This window comes from Pseudomonas fluorescens group sp. PF-69 (assembly GCF_054481235.1).
Genome location: NZ_JBTMNC010000001.1, coordinates 1,317,470 through 1,334,180 on the forward strand (window position 1 = coordinate 1,317,470; position 16,711 = coordinate 1,334,180).

Genomic DNA, 16,711 nt, shown 5'->3' on the forward strand with positions numbered 1-16,711 from the left:
CCGCCTGCTGACGGCGCCGGTCCCCGGCCTTGCCTGCCGCGATTTGAAAAGAAATCCATGATTATCGACCTCTACGGATTCGGCCCGGCGCTCGCCGCCGGCGCGCTGATGACTGTGAAACTGGCGCTCTCGGCCCTGTGCCTGGGACTGGTACTCGGTCTGCTCGGCGCCTTGGCCAAGACTTCCCCGTACAAGCCGCTGCAATGGCTTGGCGGCACGTATTCGACCCTGGTTCGCGGTATCCCGGAATTGCTCTGGGTCCTGCTGATCTACTTCGGCACCGTCAACCTGATGCGCGCCCTGGGCGAGTTCTTCGGCAACCCCGACCTGGAACTCAATGCCTTCGCCGCTGGCGTCATCGCCCTGGGCCTGTGCTTCGGCGCCTACGCCACGGAAGTGTTTCGCGGTGCGATCCTCGCCATTCCCAAAGGCCATCGTGAAGCCGGTGTAGCCCTGGGCCTGTCGAAATGGCGCATCTTCACCAAATTGATCATGCCGCAGATGTGGCGCATCGCCCTGCCCGGCCTGGGCAACCTGTTCATGATCCTGATGAAGGACACCGCACTGGTGTCAGTGATCGGCCTGGAAGAAATCATGCGTCACGCGCAAATCGGCGTGACCGTGTCCAAGCAACCGTTCACCTTCTATATGGTCGCCGCGTTCATGTACCTGAGCCTGACGATCCTGGCCATGACCGGCATGCACTTCCTGGAAAAACGCGCCGCTCGCGGCTTCGCGAGGAGCGCCCAATGAACTGGGAAATCATCATCAAGTGGCTGCCAAAACTGGCCCAGGGCGCAACCCTGACCCTGGAGCTGGTGGCCATCGCCGTGATCGCCGGCCTGCTGCTGGCGATTCCCCTGGGCATCGCTCGTTCATCGCGCCTGTGGTGGGTGCGGGCCTTTCCCTACGGCTACATCTTCTTTTTCCGTGGCACGCCGTTGCTGGTTCAACTGTTCCTCGTCTATTACGGCCTGGCGCAGTTCGACGTGATCCGCAACAGCTCGATGTGGCCCTACCTGCGCGATCCGTTCTGGTGCGCCACCGCGACCATGACCCTGCACACCGCCGCCTACATCGCCGAGATCCTGCGCGGCGCGATCCAGGCGATTCCGCCGGGTGAAATCGAAGCGGCGCGAGCCCTGGGCATGTCCAAGGCCAAGGCGCTGATCTACATCATCCTGCCCCGTGCCGCGCGCATCGGCCTGCCGGCCTACAGCAACGAAGTGATCCTGATGCTCAAGGCCAGCGCCCTGGCCAGCACCGTGACCTTGCTGGAGCTGACCGGCATGGCCCGCACCATCATTGCCCGGACCTACCTGCCGGTGGAGATCTTCTTCGCCGCCGGCATGTTCTACCTGCTGATGGCTTACGTGCTGGTGCGCGGCTTCAAGCTGCTGGAGCGCTGGTTGCGCGTCGATGCCTGCCAAGGGCGTTGATTCCCAGGTGTTGACGGGCGAGGCCCTGCTCGCCCGCTTCACCGCGCTGGATGCGTTTCTGACACAGCATCAGGCGCTATGGAAGCCTCGACCGTTCACCCATCTGCAGCTTCCCTGGGAAACGGCCTACCCCGAATTGGCCAACTGGCTACGTGGCCGATCACTGGAAGACGCAGAAAACGCCCACAACCAACCTGCCCTGCTGGACGCGCCAGAGCCTTTTGCTTCATTGGCGGCGCTGTCCCTTGAATTGGCTGAAGTGGGTGAGTTGCCGGCGCATGCACTGGAGGCTGCGGGTCATCGACTGAACGTGGATGTACCGGGACGCAAGTGGCAACAGATCGAAGCCTTCGCCAGTCGATTGCAGTTTGCAGAGGCGCCAAGGCACTGGCTGGACTGGTGCTCGGGCAAAGGGCACCTGGGCCGACGGTTGCTGCAAACCGGTCAACAACTGACCTGCCTGGAATACGACCCGGCGCTGGTTGCCAGCGGCCAGGCACTCAGCCAACGTCATCAACTGCGTGCGCTGCATGTCCAGCAGGATGTGCTCGCGGCGGATACCGCCACGTTATTGAGCGCTGATCACACACCGGTAGCCCTGCATGCCTGTGGTGATCTGCACGTGCAACTGATCCATCTGGCCAGCGCAGCGGGCTGCAAACAAATCGCCATCGCGCCTTGCTGCTATAACCGAATCAATCTTCCCCGGTACTCACCGATATCTTCGGCCGCCAGGAACTCCGATCTACAGCTCTCCATCGACGATCTCGCACTGCCGATGAGCGAAACCGTTACCGCGGGTGCGCGCGTCCGCCGTCAACGCGACACCTCCATGGCCCGGCGACTGGCCTTCGACCTGCTGCAACGCCAGGTGCGTGGCGTGGACGAGTACCTGCCAACGCCTTCCCTGCCCAGCGCCTGGCTGGACAGCCCCTTCGCCGAGTACTGCCAGCATCTGGCCCGACTCAAAGACTTATCCACAGTCGGCCAGCAAAATTGGGTGGTACTGGAAGCCAGCGGTTGGCAGCGCCTGGCGCAAGTGCGCAATCTTGAGCTGCTGCGTGGCCTTTTCCGACGCCCACTGGAGCTTTGGCTGGTACTCGATCGGGCGCTTTTCCTGCTCGATCAGGGCTACACCGTTCGCCTCGGCACCTTCTGCGAAACCCCGCTGACGCCGCGTAATTTCCTGCTGTTGGCAGAGCGCCCTTAAGGCTGTGCAGCCTGTGGATAACTCTGTTGATGAAAATATCGTGGATCCAACATTTACAGCTGTTTCAAGGGTGAAACGATACTGTTCAAATTTCGTACACCCGGATAAAAAACCTGAAAAACAGTGATTTGCGTGCCAGATGAGAACGAGTCCACAAATTCACGCACGATTGCGTGCGCCGACAACCACGTTGTGCATAAGCGTTAAACCAAAAGAACATAAACGACGCTGAAAACCTCAACTATCTTTGCCCAGCGTCAGAATTGTCTGGCGATCAGTAAGCAAGGAGCTGAGAAACCATGAGCACACTGAACAATGCGCAGGAAGCCGTCGACGCCGTTGCCAACCAGGCCATTGAAGCTGCATTGCAGCAAACCTTCGCGGTGGGTGGCGCCATCATCAACAACGCAACAGGACAAGTGATCGCTGCGCTGCACAACAACGTATTAATGCCGTTTCCCGGCGGTGGTACGACTTACTTCCTGCCCCACGACCCTACCGCCCACGGCGAACGACAACTGGTGGACTGGTATTACGAAAACGCCTCGCCACTGCAGCTGCCCCCTCCCAATCAACTGACTATCGTGACTACGCTGGACCCCTGCGCCATGTGCGCCGGCTCGCTACTGACCGCAGGATTCAACGTTGCCGTCAGTGCGATCGATGACTACGCGGGCATCAACTACAACAGCCAATTCACGTTTCCGTCGCTACCACCGCACATTCGCCAGCAAGCGCAGAACACCTGGGGTTACTACGCGATTGCAGCGCCTGTCAGCCGGGCCTATCAGGGGTCAACCCGCCCCGTGTTCGGTGGCCAGTCCATCGACTCGGCCGCGTATTTCCTCACCAGCTCGATCTTCTCCGCCAGCGTCAACACGGTGCGCGAGGCCAGCAACAACAGCGGTTTGCCGCCAGACCAGCTGAAAAATCCGTCCACACTTCCCGCCAATAGCAAAGTGCGCCAGGCACTCACTGCACTCAGTCCATTTGCGCTGACCGTACAATCGGCGAACCCGCGCGACCCCGGCGCAGAACTCGCCCCCGCACTGGTCAAAACCGCGCAGCAAAGTCCGGTGTTCAATTCGGTGGCGCTCATCGACCCGTTCGGCAATTTGCTGGTATGCCTAGGAGGCCTTGAGAATCAGTCGCCGATTCGTACAGCGTTCATGGAAACGACCCGCAACTACGCGGTCATGCGCTGGACCCTGATGAATGACCCGGATCCGGCCGTTCGCGCACAGGCCGAGCAATACCTGACCCATCCGAAGTACGGCACCTTTGTCTTTCTGTATGCCCCCGACCCCACCACCCCGCAGGCAGTGATGACTTTCGGCGCGTACGGCTCGACCATGGAAGGCCCCGTGCCCCAGAGCTATCCGTCCAACCTGCAATACGTGCTATTGCCCGGCAACACCACGGCTCAAACGTTGTCGACACTGGCCCAGAACCTGCCGCCGTTCTACACCCAAAGCGTGCAAGTAGCGCCCGCGCAAGTGCTGAGCCAAGACCTGATCAACGCCGTCAAAAACAGCGTTTGACCCCTCCAGGCAATCCCGCCGCCCGGCCCTGCGAAAGAGTCCGCAGGGCCGGACTGACACAAAAGCAAAAATAGTCAGAATTCAGGGGTTTACAGAACCAATCCAATCGCTATAATCGTCGCCCTGACACGCCGGTATAGCTCAGATGGTAGAGCAACTGACTTGTAATCAGTAGGTCCCGGGTTCGATTCCTGGTGCCGGCACCATACAAGGTTCCAGAGAAGGCTTTCAAAATCTCTGGAACCCCCGAAAAACCCGCCTTCTGGCGGGTTTTTTCGTTTTGAGGCTCCATCGATTTCCGTCAGAAACTGGTGGATTCCAACCCGTTTAAGGGTAGAGTTTGGGGTAAAGGTCACTTCGATAAAAGGGAGTACCCTTATGTCGCGCACCACTGCTCCACTCTCTGATTCGGCTTGCCGCTCAGCCAAACCCACCGACCGTGCCTACAAGCTTTTCGACGGCGACGGCCTCTACCTCCTAGTCCAACCCAATGGCCGCAAAGGCTGGCGGCTCCGTTACGTCAAACCTGACGGACGGGAAGGACTGACCTCGTTCGGCAACTACCCCGTCATTGGCCTCGCCGATGCGCGCCGCAAGCGCTTGGAGATCAAGCGAATGTTGGCGGATGGCATTGATCCCATAGAGACCAAACACCAAGCCAAGGCGGAAGCAGTAATCAAAGGCAGAACCTTTGAAAGCGTTGCGCTGGACTGGCATACGGAAATGTCGGCCAAGTGGGCACCAGGCCATTCCAAGACAGTAATGAGCCGCCTCAAAACCCACGTATTCCCGCTGATCGGCGCCCGCGCCATTGTCGACCTCGACACCCATGACCTCATGCAGCCCTTGGAAGCGATCAAGAAGCGCGGAACGATAGACGTAGCTTTAAGGGTACAAAACTACCTGCAGAGCATCATGCGCGAGGCAAAACGCCTCCGGCTTATCACCGCAAACCCTGCTTACGACCTCGAAGGCTTGATCAAAGCCCCGCGGGTGGTACATCGCCCCGCTCTACCCTTATCGCGACTGCCGGAACTACAGGAGCGGATCGACACCTATAAAGGCCGCGCCCTTACCCGTCTGACGGTGATGCTATCGCTGCATGTGTTTGTACGATCCAGCGAACTGCGTTTCGCCCGCTGGAGCGAGTTCGACCTCAAGCGCGGCACCTGGGAGATACCGGACACTCGACCCGCGTTGGAGGGAGTACCCTTTTCCACAAGGGGTACGAAGATGGCAGGGGATATCCATTTAGTACCCTTATCGCCGCAAGCAGTGGCGCTACTCGAAAAAATCCATGCACTCACAGGCAAATTCGCATTGGTCTTCGCAGGGGATGCCAAACCCTGGAAGCCCATGTCCGAAAATACCGTGAACAACGCGCTTCGGACGATGGGATACGACACCAAAACCGATATCTGCGGGCATGGATTTCGCTCGATGGCCTGCAGCGCACTGATCGAGTCAGGATTGTGGTCGGAGACAGCCATTGAACGGCAGATGAGCCACAAGGAGCGCAACAACGTCCGCGCCGCTTACATCCACAAGGCCGAGTTCATCGAGGAGCGCAGGCTGATCATGAACTGGTGGAGCCGGTACCTGGAGGCCAACCGGCAGGAGCATGTCACTCCACACGAATTTGCAAATCAGACCGGAGCGAACGTTACTCGCCTAAAAGCAAAACGTGGCGCAAACGAGTAAGCGCTCGGTCTTTATATCTCAGTGATCCGCTTGTCCACGCGGGTCCATCCAAACAGGGCTGCAAAGCCGCCCTGTTTGGATGGACCTCACTTAAAAAATCTAAAGCCCATACAACGGTCTGTGGAAAACCACAGATTTCCACCGGTGGATAATTTCATCCACAGCCGCAGAACTCCTAAAAATTCGAGCCTTGACCCGAATTATCCACAGGCGTAGAAAAGATCGGGCAAAGCGCTGTCGTTGACAGCAACCCAGGTCGCCAGAACCTTTAAGGCTACGCCACACCGTGGTGGTTCTCCCAAAGTGCGATTAGCGTCCGGCGGCTCGCACGGTCACAGCGATGTGATGGATGCCTACTTTTGCCAGTGTGCCCACTGCGGCAACTCATCCCCTTTCATAGCTGCCCTGCAGCAACCTATCCGCTTGGCCATTTCCTTGCGCCAACCTGCGCCCGTCTCTTTCTCCCGGAAAGAGACGGGCGCTCCTACCGCTGCTGCAGCCCAACTCGTACAAGGCTTTGCGGCATTTCCCCTCGTGACAATCGGCGTGACAAACACCGAAAAGTCACCAGCAACAGCGATGCAGATGATGGTGCCGCAGCCACGGAATGGACTGCACCTGACTGACAGTCAGGTATGCCCCTGTCATCACCTCACTGCCTTCACCCGACTCAGGATCTCGCGGCGCTGGTCTCGTCAGTCAGTGCAGCCTCCACCCGCCCACTTCTTCGGAAGTGCTCAGGAGGTCAGATCATGAGATGCCCAAGCTCCCGGTCGTAAAGAGCCGTCAGTCCCGCGTTAGTGGACAACCCTCACAGGTCGCAGGGGCCTTGATCCCTGATAACACTCAACATCCTTGGCGGGATGACGTGGGGCGAGGATCGGAGAACGGGAGATGAGGTGATTGAGATGGCATTGGTGGGTAGACGCGATGGCCGCAATTTCGGCTACGGCAGGCAATTGAGCTACGCAGGACCGCAGGCATTGAAAGACATGTTCGGCGGCGGCCACTACGGCACGGTCAAGGCGCATTCTGATCGGTGGCAGGCATTTGTGAAGTGGTGCCGATCCGAACAGGGGCCCGGTATCAATGATGCGCGGCAGGTTGATCGGAAGGTGTTGGCCAACTATGCGGCGTATCTCCGTGACCTGGTTGGGCGCGGTGACCTCGCCATCAGCACCGCGCAAAATCGGCTATCCAGCGTTAACAGGACCATGGCGGCGCTTCGCGGTGATCAGTGCGTGAAATTGCCAAGCCCGAGCAAGGCGTTGGGTATGCAGCGCACCGGGGTTCGACACTCGGTGCCGCAGGGCCAGGACCACGAACAGGTTAAGCAGATCGTCGATGCGCTTTGCAACCATCATCAGCTAAGGGCCGCCGCTATCGTTCTATTGGCGCGAGCCACCGGCATGCGCTTGCGTGAGGCCATCTTGGCGGATCTGCCACGATTAAGTCGGGAGGCTAGAGAATTCGGCAAGATCAACATCCAAGACGGCACCAAAGGCGGCCGCGCCGGTGCATCCGCTCCCCGCTGGATTACGGTGGATGAGAAAGTTCGAATAACGCTGGGATTTGCGGAGCAGGTATCGCCTGCGGGTAGCCACAACCTGATTGCGCCAAGCGAAAGTTACTTGAGTGTTCTGCAGAAAGTCGTCCGCCCGGCACGGGACGTCCTACATGCACAAAACCTCAAAGGCTTCCATGAGCTACGAGCGGCCTATGCATGTGAGCGCTATGAGCAAATCACCCAACACCGCGCGCCTATTAACGGTGGCCAATGCTGCCAGTTAGATCAGCGTCTTGATCATGAAGCCCGACGGCAAATCAGCTATGAACTGGGGCACGGTCGGATTGACGTAGTCGCTGCCTACATTGGGGGGCGGGCATGAGCAAGCCATTCGATATGGAGCTGTTCTTGGCTGGAGTGCTGACCGGATCGCACGCGACGCGGCAACGTCACTTACGGCAGGCACAAACCATACAGAATAAAATTGCACTGCGCTGGCAGCGAGCGACACCCTGGGCTTGGCAGCGAAAGCATTTGACTTGGTTCATAGAGCATTGTCTCGCCAGCCATGACGAGACGACACGATACTACTATCTGCTTACTATCCGACTGCTCGTTCGGCGCCTAGAAACGTCATGGGCTTTCAATCTCAAACTGGGATGTGATTCAGATAGTCACGACCGACAGCAACCGGCTCAAAGCAGACGTCAACATGAGTAGGAAATGCCTGCTCTGCGTCAAAGTGAATAAATCCTCTCGTGCACGCCACTCTTCTTGACTTTCGACGATTCGAACGCATAGTCATGTTCATCAAAATTACACTCCGAAATAAAATGAGTGTATTTCAAACTCTTCACGCGAGCCATGGTCTTGCTTTTACGCAACTCCGTTGTTTTATTCTGAACATTCATTTCAGGTTTGAAGTAATTGATCAAACCGGCCTCGGCGGCGAGCACAAGATTTTCTTCCCCTAAGGTCATATAGTCTTTAGGTTGTTTGATGACCATGCCGTCGCGAGACGCCATCGCCTCGAACTGTGGCGTGAAGAAGTACAGATAGATTTCCGCATTGTCCTCGCATTCTGCTTGGGCTTGCTGCACACGCTTGTGCCCGTCCATTCGGTCAGACAGCTCCATGGCCTTGCCGATGTACATAACTTCGTACTTTTCCGGAAGGTCATCGGTAACACGCAGCAGTTGATGAGCAAAGATGATATGCCTATTTTCATCCTTGGGCATCGGGTCCACAGGTGTCAGAAAATGGTAGGCGATTGCCCGATCCGCACGCTCCTTCTCCCCGCTTCCCGGCATGACGGCTGCAACCATGGGCTCTCGCTTCAACAGGCGCTCATACTCATCTGCGGACTCGACATATTGAATCATTGATTGCAGATGGGCCGGTGTCGGAAAGAATTCTTTATTGATAGCCGGCGCGCCGTGCATCAGTTGAGCAATGTCGACCTTGTGAGGGCGCGACAGCATGCCCTGTGAGGCATACTTAAACACGATCTGGCACTTTTTGCTCAGCGAGGCACTTGAAAATCGCACTTTACGTCGTTTTACGAGAAAATAGATTCGCCCGCTTCTGAATCTATCCACCGCCTCTAGAGGCACTTCGAATTCGCGATACAACTTATCAGGCGTAATAAAGAATGCGTCTACCAGATGAGACTTAAGAATTTTGAACGGTGGCTTGATCATAACTAATCCTTAGGCGATATAATCCCACGACACCGGGCCAATTATATCGATTCACCTAACACTCTATAGATATTCAATGACAACCTGCGGCCAATTAGCAATGGCAATTATCGAGCCAAAGCTGCTACACCCGAGCCCTACGCTGCCAACCGACCCCTAGCTGCTCTTTACAGAGAGCAGATAGGGATCTGAAACAGGCTCCAACTCTTGCGCTAACAGTTTCTCCAGCGGTCAGTCTATTCGAATAAAGCGGAGAACTTTTTCACGCAAGCGCAGCAGGATAACGAACCAACTGATTGCCAAATCTAGAACGCGACCAACTCGGCAATCTTTTCAGCTATCACCGACATCGAATCTTCAGCGGTGTCCAGGCCGCTTCGGGAGGCGAGTAACGGGCTGACATTGCGAAGTGCGTCGTATGTAGTGTTATGCACGATGGGAACTAGTTGGTTACTCGCCAAGAGCGTGGAAAGCTCTTTGTCGGCAACGCTTTCTTTGGGGAGGCGAGCCAACAGCGCGGGAGTCACCAGCACGAGTCCAATTCGCGAATTTGCTAAGCCTTTGTCGATGGCGCGCATCATCGGAACACCGAGCCCAAGATCCTTCTCGCTAAACCAAACCTTGACACCAGCAGCTATTAGAAGCTCGTGCAGCTCTTTGGCCGCCCCTTGCCGATCGTCCCACGCGTGGCACAGAAATACGTCACGCAGGTCAGGTTGCGCCGCTGCTCGCGTCTCAATGGTCTGGCGAATTGGCTGAAGTGATTGCACTTGATCCAATGTGTATGACACGGACGAACCAGCTTTGGACCAGCGTGGCCTTGAACCACCGCCCGATCTGCCAGCCCCACCACTATTGCTATAGCTGCTATAGCTACTCCCACTGCTACCAAATGATGGGGTGTAGGAGCGAGAGCTGCTGCGGTAGCGGCACGCAGGGCAGGCCGCTGCCGCTGCAGCTGAGCTATGTCCGCGTATTGGTGCTGTACATCTAGACATGTCGTAACCCTTTCATATACGAAGCGAGTGGCCTTCAGGACACAAAATGTGTCCTGGGCTCTGTTTAAGCGATTATCAATTGGTCGCTTTTGGGCGAATGACGATACGGAACGGTTGCCCGTTAGCACGTCGAATCACCTTCCCCGACTTGGTGGTGATGGTCATCCGGTAGATAACCTCGCCTTCCCCATCGGGTTTTTCGAACATCTCAAGCTGGGACATGGAATGCCTCCTTCGAGATGGCTCAAACACAGAACTCGCTCCCTTGCGAAAGGACCCCATAGGGGCTACCATCCACAAGCTTTTTCCACAAAGCGCGAGAGACACCTGGAGCCGATTCAGACGTCTTTTTCCGAAGGCCGGTCAAGTTCGTACCTTGACCGGCTTTTGTGTTTCTGGCGTTCTGACATTTCATCCGAGCCATCTTTTTGAAGCGCCTAAGGTGCTACAGATGAACATAAGAACAAGCCATAAGCGAAATGTATCATCGTCATTTTGATTACGTCAAGCACTCTCATGTGCTATCGTGGGATCTCAGATGCGCCCGACCAGACGTTGGGGGCATTCCGCAAGGCAGGTAAGAAGGCAATACCGTAAGAAGGCAAGACGGAGAGCAAATGATTGATTTGAGCGAATATAGCCAGGCGCAACGGGAGCGTCTGGTGTACATAGATTTCCGACTGTATTTCACGGGGACCGTTTCACGCACTGACCTCATGGATAGGTTCGGGGTGGGCGCGGCAGCTGCCACCCGTGATTTCGCGCAGTATCGAGAGATTGCTCCTCAGAACACTGAGCTCGACACTGTGACCAAGCACTACGTGATGCGCGAGACGTTCTCGCCTCTAGTCGCGCATTCGCCTGAGCGCGTGCTCACGGCTCTCTCCCATGGGTACGGATACGGTCTGGATGGAGAGAAGCCATTCATCCTAAATGAATCGGTTTTGCTGCTCAGCAAGCCGAAAGTAGAGGTTTTGGCGCCAATCTCGCGCGCAATCAGCCTCAACCAAGTGGTGAAAATCAGCTACACCTCGGGCTCGGGAAAATCTGAACGGGAAATTGTGCCGTTCGCTATCAGTTGCGACGGCTTGCGCTGGCACGTCCGCGCGTACGATCGTAAGCGCGGAAAGTTTGTGGACTTTGTTCTAGCTCGAATCGGATCTGCTCAAGTTCAACTGGGAGAAAAGCCACTCGCCAAAGAGAACCAGAAGAACGATGACCAGTGGAATCGAATGCTCGACCTCCCTCTTGTCCCTCATCCTGATAAGGATTGTGCACAGATCATGATGTGCGACTACGACATGCCTGACGGTGTCCTAAGGCTTCGAGTTCGTGCGGCCATGGCTGGGTACGTCTTGCAGCAGTACCACGTGGACTCCTCGCCTGACCACAGCATCAAAGACAAGGCCTACCGCCTATGGCTTAGCGATCCCTTGGCTCTGTACGGGGTGGAGAGCTCAATGTTTGCGCCCGGATACAGAAATCCAAATTTTGACGAGGCGGAAAGCGATAAAGTTGAAGGCAGCTAAACGAGCTGCGCTTTACGTAAATCGCGTCCAGGCATTTTCACTTTGCCAGGCAGAGTTTTCTTCGGGCTCACTATCATCTCCGTGATCATTTGGTGGTTTGGCTCTGATGCAAAACCTACTACGTTCCTAGTGGAAGACAATCGGGCGAGTGCCCGAGGATAGTTTTAGAGATAGAAGCGCATAACCCTAACAATAAATAAATTATAAATCATATAGATATAAAGTCTTTCGACTCCTGGTGCCGCACCACACAAAACAAATCCCCTGCAGAAATGCAGGGGCTTTGTTGTTTCTGCCCCCCTCTCCTCCCAGCTTCCCCCCTCGCTTCAGCCCACAACCTCATTGGCTTTTCTGCATATCAGAGTGCCACCACGTAGCAAAACAGCAGTATCATTGCCACGGTGGTTCCCCTGCACTCATTCTCGCGAGTACAGCGGCATACGGACATGGATGTGTCGGCCCTCAGGGCTTGCACTTATACGGATATTTTTCCCATGAGCTTCTGCCTCAACCCAGGCATCACGCATTTTCTTGCGGCTGCGCCCCATGCGCGCGGCTTTAGTGCTGTTCGTCTGCAATACCACGCAAGACCCCAGACAAGCGTAAAGCCACACCGACCCTGGATCAGGACGGTGAAGGCATTCCTTCACATCAAAAAATCCAACGGGCATGCCGCCCGGCCTTGACGTTCTGTTTTCGAACATTGCTGCGCAGGTACGAGAGATCGGGCCTTTGGAAAGCGTTTTTTCAAACAATCAGAAGACACCCAGGGGGTCTTGATCCCCTCGGGCCTGGAGCATTCGGTCATTGGCCGAAGGAAAATCCGTCAGCTTGACGGACTATGGAATGGGGAGATGGCATTCGGATGTTTTTAAATCATGTTTTGAGACCGACAGCGCTCGCCGTCGCGATTGCCGTTGGCCTTAGTGGCTGCGCCCACGTCGATCAGTACATGGGGCAGTCTTCCGGGACAAGCGCCTGCGTTGCCGGTGGCGCGGTGGGTGCGGTCCTGGGGGTTGCAGTCGTCGCGTTAACCAAAGGCGACGCCAATGCCTACAAGAAAGGCGCATTGATCGGCGCAGGCGCCGGGTGTGGCGTCGCGCTGCTGTACCGCGAGCGGGTGCAGAAGCTTCAGGCTGTCGCAAAAGAAGAAGGCCTGGTGATGCAGGTCAGCGAGCTGAATGCCAACGTCGCCCAGCCTGCGGCCAAACCGGACGTGCAGTCCGTGGGTGTTGAAGCTCAACTGCAGTCATCCGAAATGTTTGCTGTTGGTTCCGCGGAGCTGACCACTGAAGGCAGGCGGAAACTGACGCGCCTGGCCGCAGCATTGGCCGACAAGCAACCAGCCCCCCAACAACCCCCTCAGACGCTCAAGAAGATTCTGGTCGTTGGCCACACCGATGCTACCGGTGCGGCTGAATTCAATCAGAAACTGTCCGAGCAACGCGCTCGTGCCGTGGGCCAGATCCTGGCGGATGCCGGTATCGCTCGCCAGGACATTTACTATCAGGGCGCCGGGGCGTCTCGACCTCTCGCCAGTAACGACACAGAGCAAGGTCGTACCGAGAACCGTCGCGTCGAATTCGTCGAGATCGACAACGAGAAATTGCTGGTTGAACGCGTCCGTAGCGAACGCAGTAACGCCAAGTACCTGGCCCATGGCACCGCGCCCGTGGCCAAGGCCAAACCGGCAGTGGCTAAATCGACCCCGGCCAAACCTGTCGTGACGGCGAGTCAACAGCCTGCGGTGCAAGTGCCACAACCGGTTGCCCAGGCGCCTGCCTCCACGACGGTTTCCCCTGCCAAATCAGCCATTGTTCCACTGGGCGGTGACGGAGGTGTCGACTTCGGCGGTAATGCTGTCACCGACACTCGCTCGATCCTGGCCATGGGCATCACACCAAAAAGCTCGCCCTTCTCCTTGATTGGCACCGCCAATGCGACCGCACCCTTGAGTTCATGTGTCGCCGACCTTCCCCGTATCGAAGGCCAGGTCAAGAACCTGGCCGATGACAAGCCGCTGAACGAGTTCGCGACCAACGAGTTCTTCCCCGGCCTGACTGGCAAGCCCTGGGCAACTGCGGTCAACGGTCACTCCGTCACCGTTGGCCCGATCGCGGTTTTGCGTGACGACGCCAAGGTCGCTCAAGCGCCGAAAATGCAATTCATCACCGACTACGCAACCCCGCAAAAGCGTCAGAGTCAGCCATACCTCTCCGTCGCTAATACCTATGAAGGGGAGAACAAGATTCTTTATCGGGTGTTTGCCGTCGACCAGTCCAAGTCCCCAGTGACTTGCATGGACATCGTTTTCGACAAGCGTGCTGGCAGCGCCATCGCTGGCGAAATCTATTACCCGAAACAGGGTGACGCTTACGTCGCTCAGTTCACACCGAAGCGCCGATAAGTCTAGAGGGACACGCAATGCTCGAAATTTTCCGTTCGTTTTTCACCGCGTACTGGTACGTGATCATTCCGGTGGTCTTTACCGTCCTGCTTTCAATCCCGGTGATTGTCTACTGGTCGTCATTCAAGTACTGGCTGATGAAAGTCCGTATTCGCCTGCCCGGACTTGGCCGCATCAGCCACTGGGTCAAACATCCCGGCGAAAAGGAAAAGCCAAGCGATACCAACACCAAGCCCATCGGTTTTCTTTCATCCGAGCTGGAGCTGTGCTCGTTCTACGATAAGTACTACCGGGAACATCAGCCCTCGGAAGCCAATTTCCGTCGCAGCCAGGACTACCTCGGCAAGATCCAGGAAGACGGCCGGCGGGAGAAAGGCCTTGGCCTGTGGACGCTGATCATCGTCCTGATGCTGATCGAGGCCACGGCCTTCGGTTTCGCGCTGGCGCCTTTTGCCCTGACACTGGCCACACCAAACACCGCACTGGCCGGCGCTTTCGCCATCGGCCTGGTGATCTCGATCATCGGTTTGTTCCTTTCCGAGTTTGCCGGCCGCGCGCTCTACAAGAACCGCGTCGTCGACAACATCATGTCTTATGAAAACCTGCGTCGCACAGGCGCGGGCGGCGACATGATCAGTACTCACATCATCACCATCGACAACACCAACGACGACGATAACTGCGCGCCCTATCAACAAATGTTGAACCGCGTAAAAGTGGATAAAGATGGCGACATGCCGGCCAAGCGCTTCACCATGCTGATCGGCTATGGCGTATTCATCATTGGTCTGGCGGTGGCCGCGTTTTGGGTCCGTACCGAGACGCTCAACGCTCAAGAATCCGACTTGATCGCCAATCCGCCTGCAGTGATGCAGTCCGCAGATGACTTCCCGGCGGCAGACAACGTGCCGATTCCGGATGACATGAAAGCCCTGTCCGACAGTGCCACCCACAAATCGGCTCAAGATCAGATCGATTCGTTGCACCGTGCATCGCTGGTGACCTTTGCCGTACTGAGCGGTCTGTTTATCTTTATCCAGGCGAGCTCGACGTACCTGGCCTTCATCTTCGGTTTTGCCGGCACACACTCACGCAAGGCCTGGGAACGGACGCACAAATTCTCCAGCGCCGATGACTTCATGCGTTACCACGCCAACAAAGCCCGAGGGGTTGCCAACGATGCCCAAGCCTCGCTGGGCACGTTGCAAGGTTTGCAAATGAAGGTGTTCCGCGTCGGCGGCAAAGAACTGGAAGCGCTGCGTTCGGACCTGTTGAACCGTACGTTCGAGTCCTATATCGCCCAGGAAGACGAAAAAAACGCAGCCAAGGCGCGCAAGAATGTCACCGACAACCTCGGCAAAGAAAGCCGCAAGGTCATTGAAAACTACTTCAAGAAGATCGTGGCAGATCTGTCCGCCGCGATTGAAGCCGGTGACAACGCAAGGATCAACGACCTGATCTCGGTGGCCGGCCCTCGTTTCGAGCAAATCGCCGACAATGATCCGACGCTGGCAGATTTCAAAAAACAGTTTGCCGGACTGAGCATTTTTAACGCCAAACCCAACGCAGCACCAACGGCCGCCGCCGTTGTTGCACCGGTCGAGAACTCCGTGGCCGAAGTCGCCCAAGCCGTTGAAGCAGCCCCGACGCCGACACCGACTGCCGCACCTGCGCAGACAACCTTTGATCACAACGCCTTCGGCGACCTGACCGGTTACGAGGAGGACGACATCGACTACGTGGCCAACAAAAAAGGCGTGGACGCCGCCGTTATCCGCCGTGCCCGCAAACTCCAGCTACTCGACAAGTCGGAGGCTTAATGAAGTTCAAGAGCCTGATCCTGGCTCTGGCATTTGCCCCCGCTGCCCTCGTGGCAGCGGAGCGCAATGATGTCCCGAGCTGCTACGCCCAAGCGAAAATCGAGAACTTTCGCAGTGCACCTTCCGGCCGCCTGCTGACCGTCGTTGTCGATCAGACAACGCCATTGACGCCAGACTTGCAAAAGACCGCCTGGGGCCACATCAAGCGCTTCATCCAGCCCGGTGACAAGCTGCGCCTTTACTCGTTCAGCGCCTACCTGGAAGGTCACTACACCCGTCTGCAATTCGCCGGAGAGCTTGAAAAACCAATCGATCCGGCCGTACTCGGCGATGTACCGATGATGGCCAGCCGAAAGTTCGATGCCTGCCTGAAGGGTCAGTCGGCTGCGTTGTACCAACGGTTCGGAAAGGCTTTTTCCAACGCAATGGGCAAATCCAGCTCGGACATTCCGCGCAGCGAAATCCTGTTCAGCCTGAAGTCCATCGGCGATGACATCAAAAACGCCGAAGGCGTGAACGAGCGGGTCATCCTGCTGATGTCCGACATGCTCGAATACAGTGACTTCGGCAGCTTCTACACCAACAACGGCATCCGCGAGATAAACCCTGCCGTGGAATTGGCGAAGGTCGAAAAACAGCAGTTGCTGGCAGATTTTTCCGGGGCCAGGGTCTACGTTCACGGCGCCGCATTCGTGCCTACACAAATCAAGAACGGCTATCGCAGCGGCAAGATGATCCAGAACCTCGAAGGTTTCTGGCGCCGTTATTTCGAGAAATCGAACGCAGAACTCAAAGGCTTCGGCAACCCGGAATTGACGATCGCAGTCGAGTGATTACAGGGCCACCAGCGGACGGCCCT

Annotated in this window: 13 protein-coding genes, 1 tRNA gene and 1 pseudogene; 12 read left to right on the plus strand and 3 right to left on the minus strand. The window is 56.7% G+C overall.

Annotated features, from left to right (window positions below; genetic code table 11):
* Window positions 1–57: 57 nt before the first annotated feature.
* The 8 genes and pseudogenes from ACX3YF_RS05950 to ACX3YF_RS05985 all read left to right on the plus strand — a co-directional run.
* The gene (locus ACX3YF_RS05950) at window positions 58–753 is read left to right on the plus strand and encodes an ABC transporter permease (protein ID WP_047536288.1); all 696 of its coding nucleotides are present in this window, start codon (window positions 58–60) and stop codon (window positions 751–753) included.
* Window positions 750–1,439 (plus strand): ABC transporter permease, encoded by a 690-nt coding sequence (locus ACX3YF_RS05955; RefSeq protein WP_103405897.1) that lies wholly within the window; start codon window positions 750–752, stop codon window positions 1,437–1,439. The genes ACX3YF_RS05950 and ACX3YF_RS05955 overlap by 4 nt, the downstream gene beginning before the upstream one ends.
* Complete coding sequence (locus tag ACX3YF_RS05960) at window positions 1,420–2,649, plus strand: methyltransferase (protein ID WP_458973532.1); 1,230 nt, start codon at window positions 1,420–1,422, stop codon at window positions 2,647–2,649. The genes ACX3YF_RS05955 and ACX3YF_RS05960 overlap by 20 nt, the downstream gene beginning before the upstream one ends.
* Window positions 2,650–2,948: 299 nt before the next feature.
* Window positions 2,949–4,190, plus strand: a complete 1,242-nt coding sequence (locus ACX3YF_RS05965) for a nucleoside deaminase (protein ID WP_458973533.1) — start codon at window positions 2,949–2,951, stop codon at window positions 4,188–4,190.
* Between the two features lie 130 nt (window positions 4,191–4,320).
* Window positions 4,321–4,396, plus strand: a tRNA-Thr gene (locus ACX3YF_RS05970).
* Window positions 4,397–4,568: 172 nt separating this feature from the next.
* Window positions 4,569–5,891 carry a tyrosine-type recombinase/integrase gene (locus ACX3YF_RS05975; RefSeq protein WP_458973534.1) on the plus strand — a complete coding sequence of 441 codons (1,323 nt, stop codon included), beginning with the start codon at window positions 4,569–4,571 and terminating at the stop codon, window positions 5,889–5,891.
* A 908-nt stretch (window positions 5,892–6,799) separates the two neighbouring features.
* Complete coding sequence (locus ACX3YF_RS05980; protein WP_458974831.1) at window positions 6,800–7,780, plus strand: integrase domain-containing protein; 981 nt, start codon at window positions 6,800–6,802, stop codon at window positions 7,778–7,780.
* A pseudogene (locus ACX3YF_RS05985) lies at window positions 7,777–8,049 on the plus strand (hypothetical protein); the annotation flags it as partial. The gene ACX3YF_RS05980 and the pseudogene ACX3YF_RS05985, both read left to right, overlap by 4 nt.
* An 86-nt stretch (window positions 8,050–8,135) precedes the next feature.
* On the opposite strand, the gene ACX3YF_RS05990 reads toward ACX3YF_RS05985, so the two are convergent.
* The 3 genes from ACX3YF_RS05990 to ACX3YF_RS06000 form a co-directional block, all read right to left on the minus strand.
* Window positions 8,136–9,098: a GIY-YIG nuclease family protein gene (locus ACX3YF_RS05990; RefSeq protein ID WP_458973535.1), complete on the minus strand. Its 963-nt coding sequence runs from the start codon at window positions 9,096–9,098 to the stop codon at window positions 8,136–8,138.
* 305 nt (window positions 9,099–9,403) lie between these two features.
* Entirely contained in the window at window positions 9,404–9,889 is a 486-nt protein-coding gene (locus tag ACX3YF_RS05995; protein WP_458973536.1) for a toll/interleukin-1 receptor domain-containing protein, read from the minus strand.
* A gap of 282 nt (window positions 9,890–10,171) precedes the next feature.
* The gene (locus tag ACX3YF_RS06000) at window positions 10,172–10,318 is read right to left on the minus strand and encodes a hypothetical protein (protein WP_322236052.1); all 147 of its coding nucleotides are present in this window, start codon (window positions 10,316–10,318) and stop codon (window positions 10,172–10,174) included.
* Between the two features lie 395 nt (window positions 10,319–10,713).
* Here ACX3YF_RS06000 and ACX3YF_RS06005 point away from each other — a divergent pair, with 395 nt between their 5' ends.
* From ACX3YF_RS06005 to ACX3YF_RS06020, 4 genes are all read left to right on the plus strand, one after another.
* Window positions 10,714–11,625 carry a helix-turn-helix transcriptional regulator gene (locus ACX3YF_RS06005; protein WP_322236054.1) on the plus strand — a complete coding sequence of 304 codons (912 nt, stop codon included), beginning with the start codon at window positions 10,714–10,716 and terminating at the stop codon, window positions 11,623–11,625.
* A 952-nt stretch (window positions 11,626–12,577) separates the two neighbouring features.
* Complete coding sequence (locus ACX3YF_RS06010) at window positions 12,578–14,032, plus strand: OmpA family protein (RefSeq protein ID WP_458973537.1); 1,455 nt, start codon at window positions 12,578–12,580, stop codon at window positions 14,030–14,032.
* A gap of 17 nt (window positions 14,033–14,049) precedes the next feature.
* A complete protein-coding gene (locus ACX3YF_RS06015; RefSeq protein ID WP_130208478.1) occupies window positions 14,050–15,852 on the plus strand; it encodes a hypothetical protein in 1,803 nt (600 codons plus the stop codon).
* A complete protein-coding gene (locus ACX3YF_RS06020; RefSeq protein WP_047536280.1) occupies window positions 15,852–16,685 on the plus strand; it encodes a hypothetical protein in 834 nt (277 codons plus the stop codon). Before ACX3YF_RS06015 ends, ACX3YF_RS06020 begins: the two co-directional genes overlap by 1 nt.
* Window positions 16,686–16,711: the final 26 nt, after the last annotated feature.

Bases quoted from the DNA above. Each gene is read 5' to 3' on its own strand.
- ACX3YF_RS05950 (WP_047536288.1), top strand. From the start codon at position 58: ATGATTATCGACCTCTACGGATTCGGCCCGGCGCTCGCCGCCGGCGCG.
- ACX3YF_RS05955 (WP_103405897.1), top strand. From the start codon at position 750: ATGAACTGGGAAATCATCATCAAGTGGCTGCCAAAACTGGCCCAGGGC.
- ACX3YF_RS05960 (WP_458973532.1), top strand. From the start codon at position 1,420: ATGCCTGCCAAGGGCGTTGATTCCCAGGTGTTGACGGGCGAGGCCCTG.
- ACX3YF_RS05965 (WP_458973533.1), top strand. From the start codon at position 2,949: ATGAGCACACTGAACAATGCGCAGGAAGCCGTCGACGCCGTTGCCAAC.
- ACX3YF_RS05975 (WP_458973534.1), top strand. From the start codon at position 4,569: ATGTCGCGCACCACTGCTCCACTCTCTGATTCGGCTTGCCGCTCAGCC.
- ACX3YF_RS05980 (WP_458974831.1), top strand. From the start codon at position 6,800: ATGGCATTGGTGGGTAGACGCGATGGCCGCAATTTCGGCTACGGCAGG.
- ACX3YF_RS05990 (WP_458973535.1), bottom strand. From the start codon at position 9,098: ATGATCAAGCCACCGTTCAAAATTCTTAAGTCTCATCTGGTAGACGCA.
- ACX3YF_RS06000 (WP_322236052.1), bottom strand. From the start codon at position 10,318: ATGTCCCAGCTTGAGATGTTCGAAAAACCCGATGGGGAAGGCGAGGTT.
- ACX3YF_RS06005 (WP_322236054.1), top strand. From the start codon at position 10,714: ATGATTGATTTGAGCGAATATAGCCAGGCGCAACGGGAGCGTCTGGTG.
- ACX3YF_RS06010 (WP_458973537.1), top strand. From the start codon at position 12,578: ATGGGGCAGTCTTCCGGGACAAGCGCCTGCGTTGCCGGTGGCGCGGTG.
- ACX3YF_RS06015 (WP_130208478.1), top strand. From the start codon at position 14,050: ATGCTCGAAATTTTCCGTTCGTTTTTCACCGCGTACTGGTACGTGATC.
- ACX3YF_RS06020 (WP_047536280.1), top strand. From the start codon at position 15,852: ATGAAGTTCAAGAGCCTGATCCTGGCTCTGGCATTTGCCCCCGCTGCC.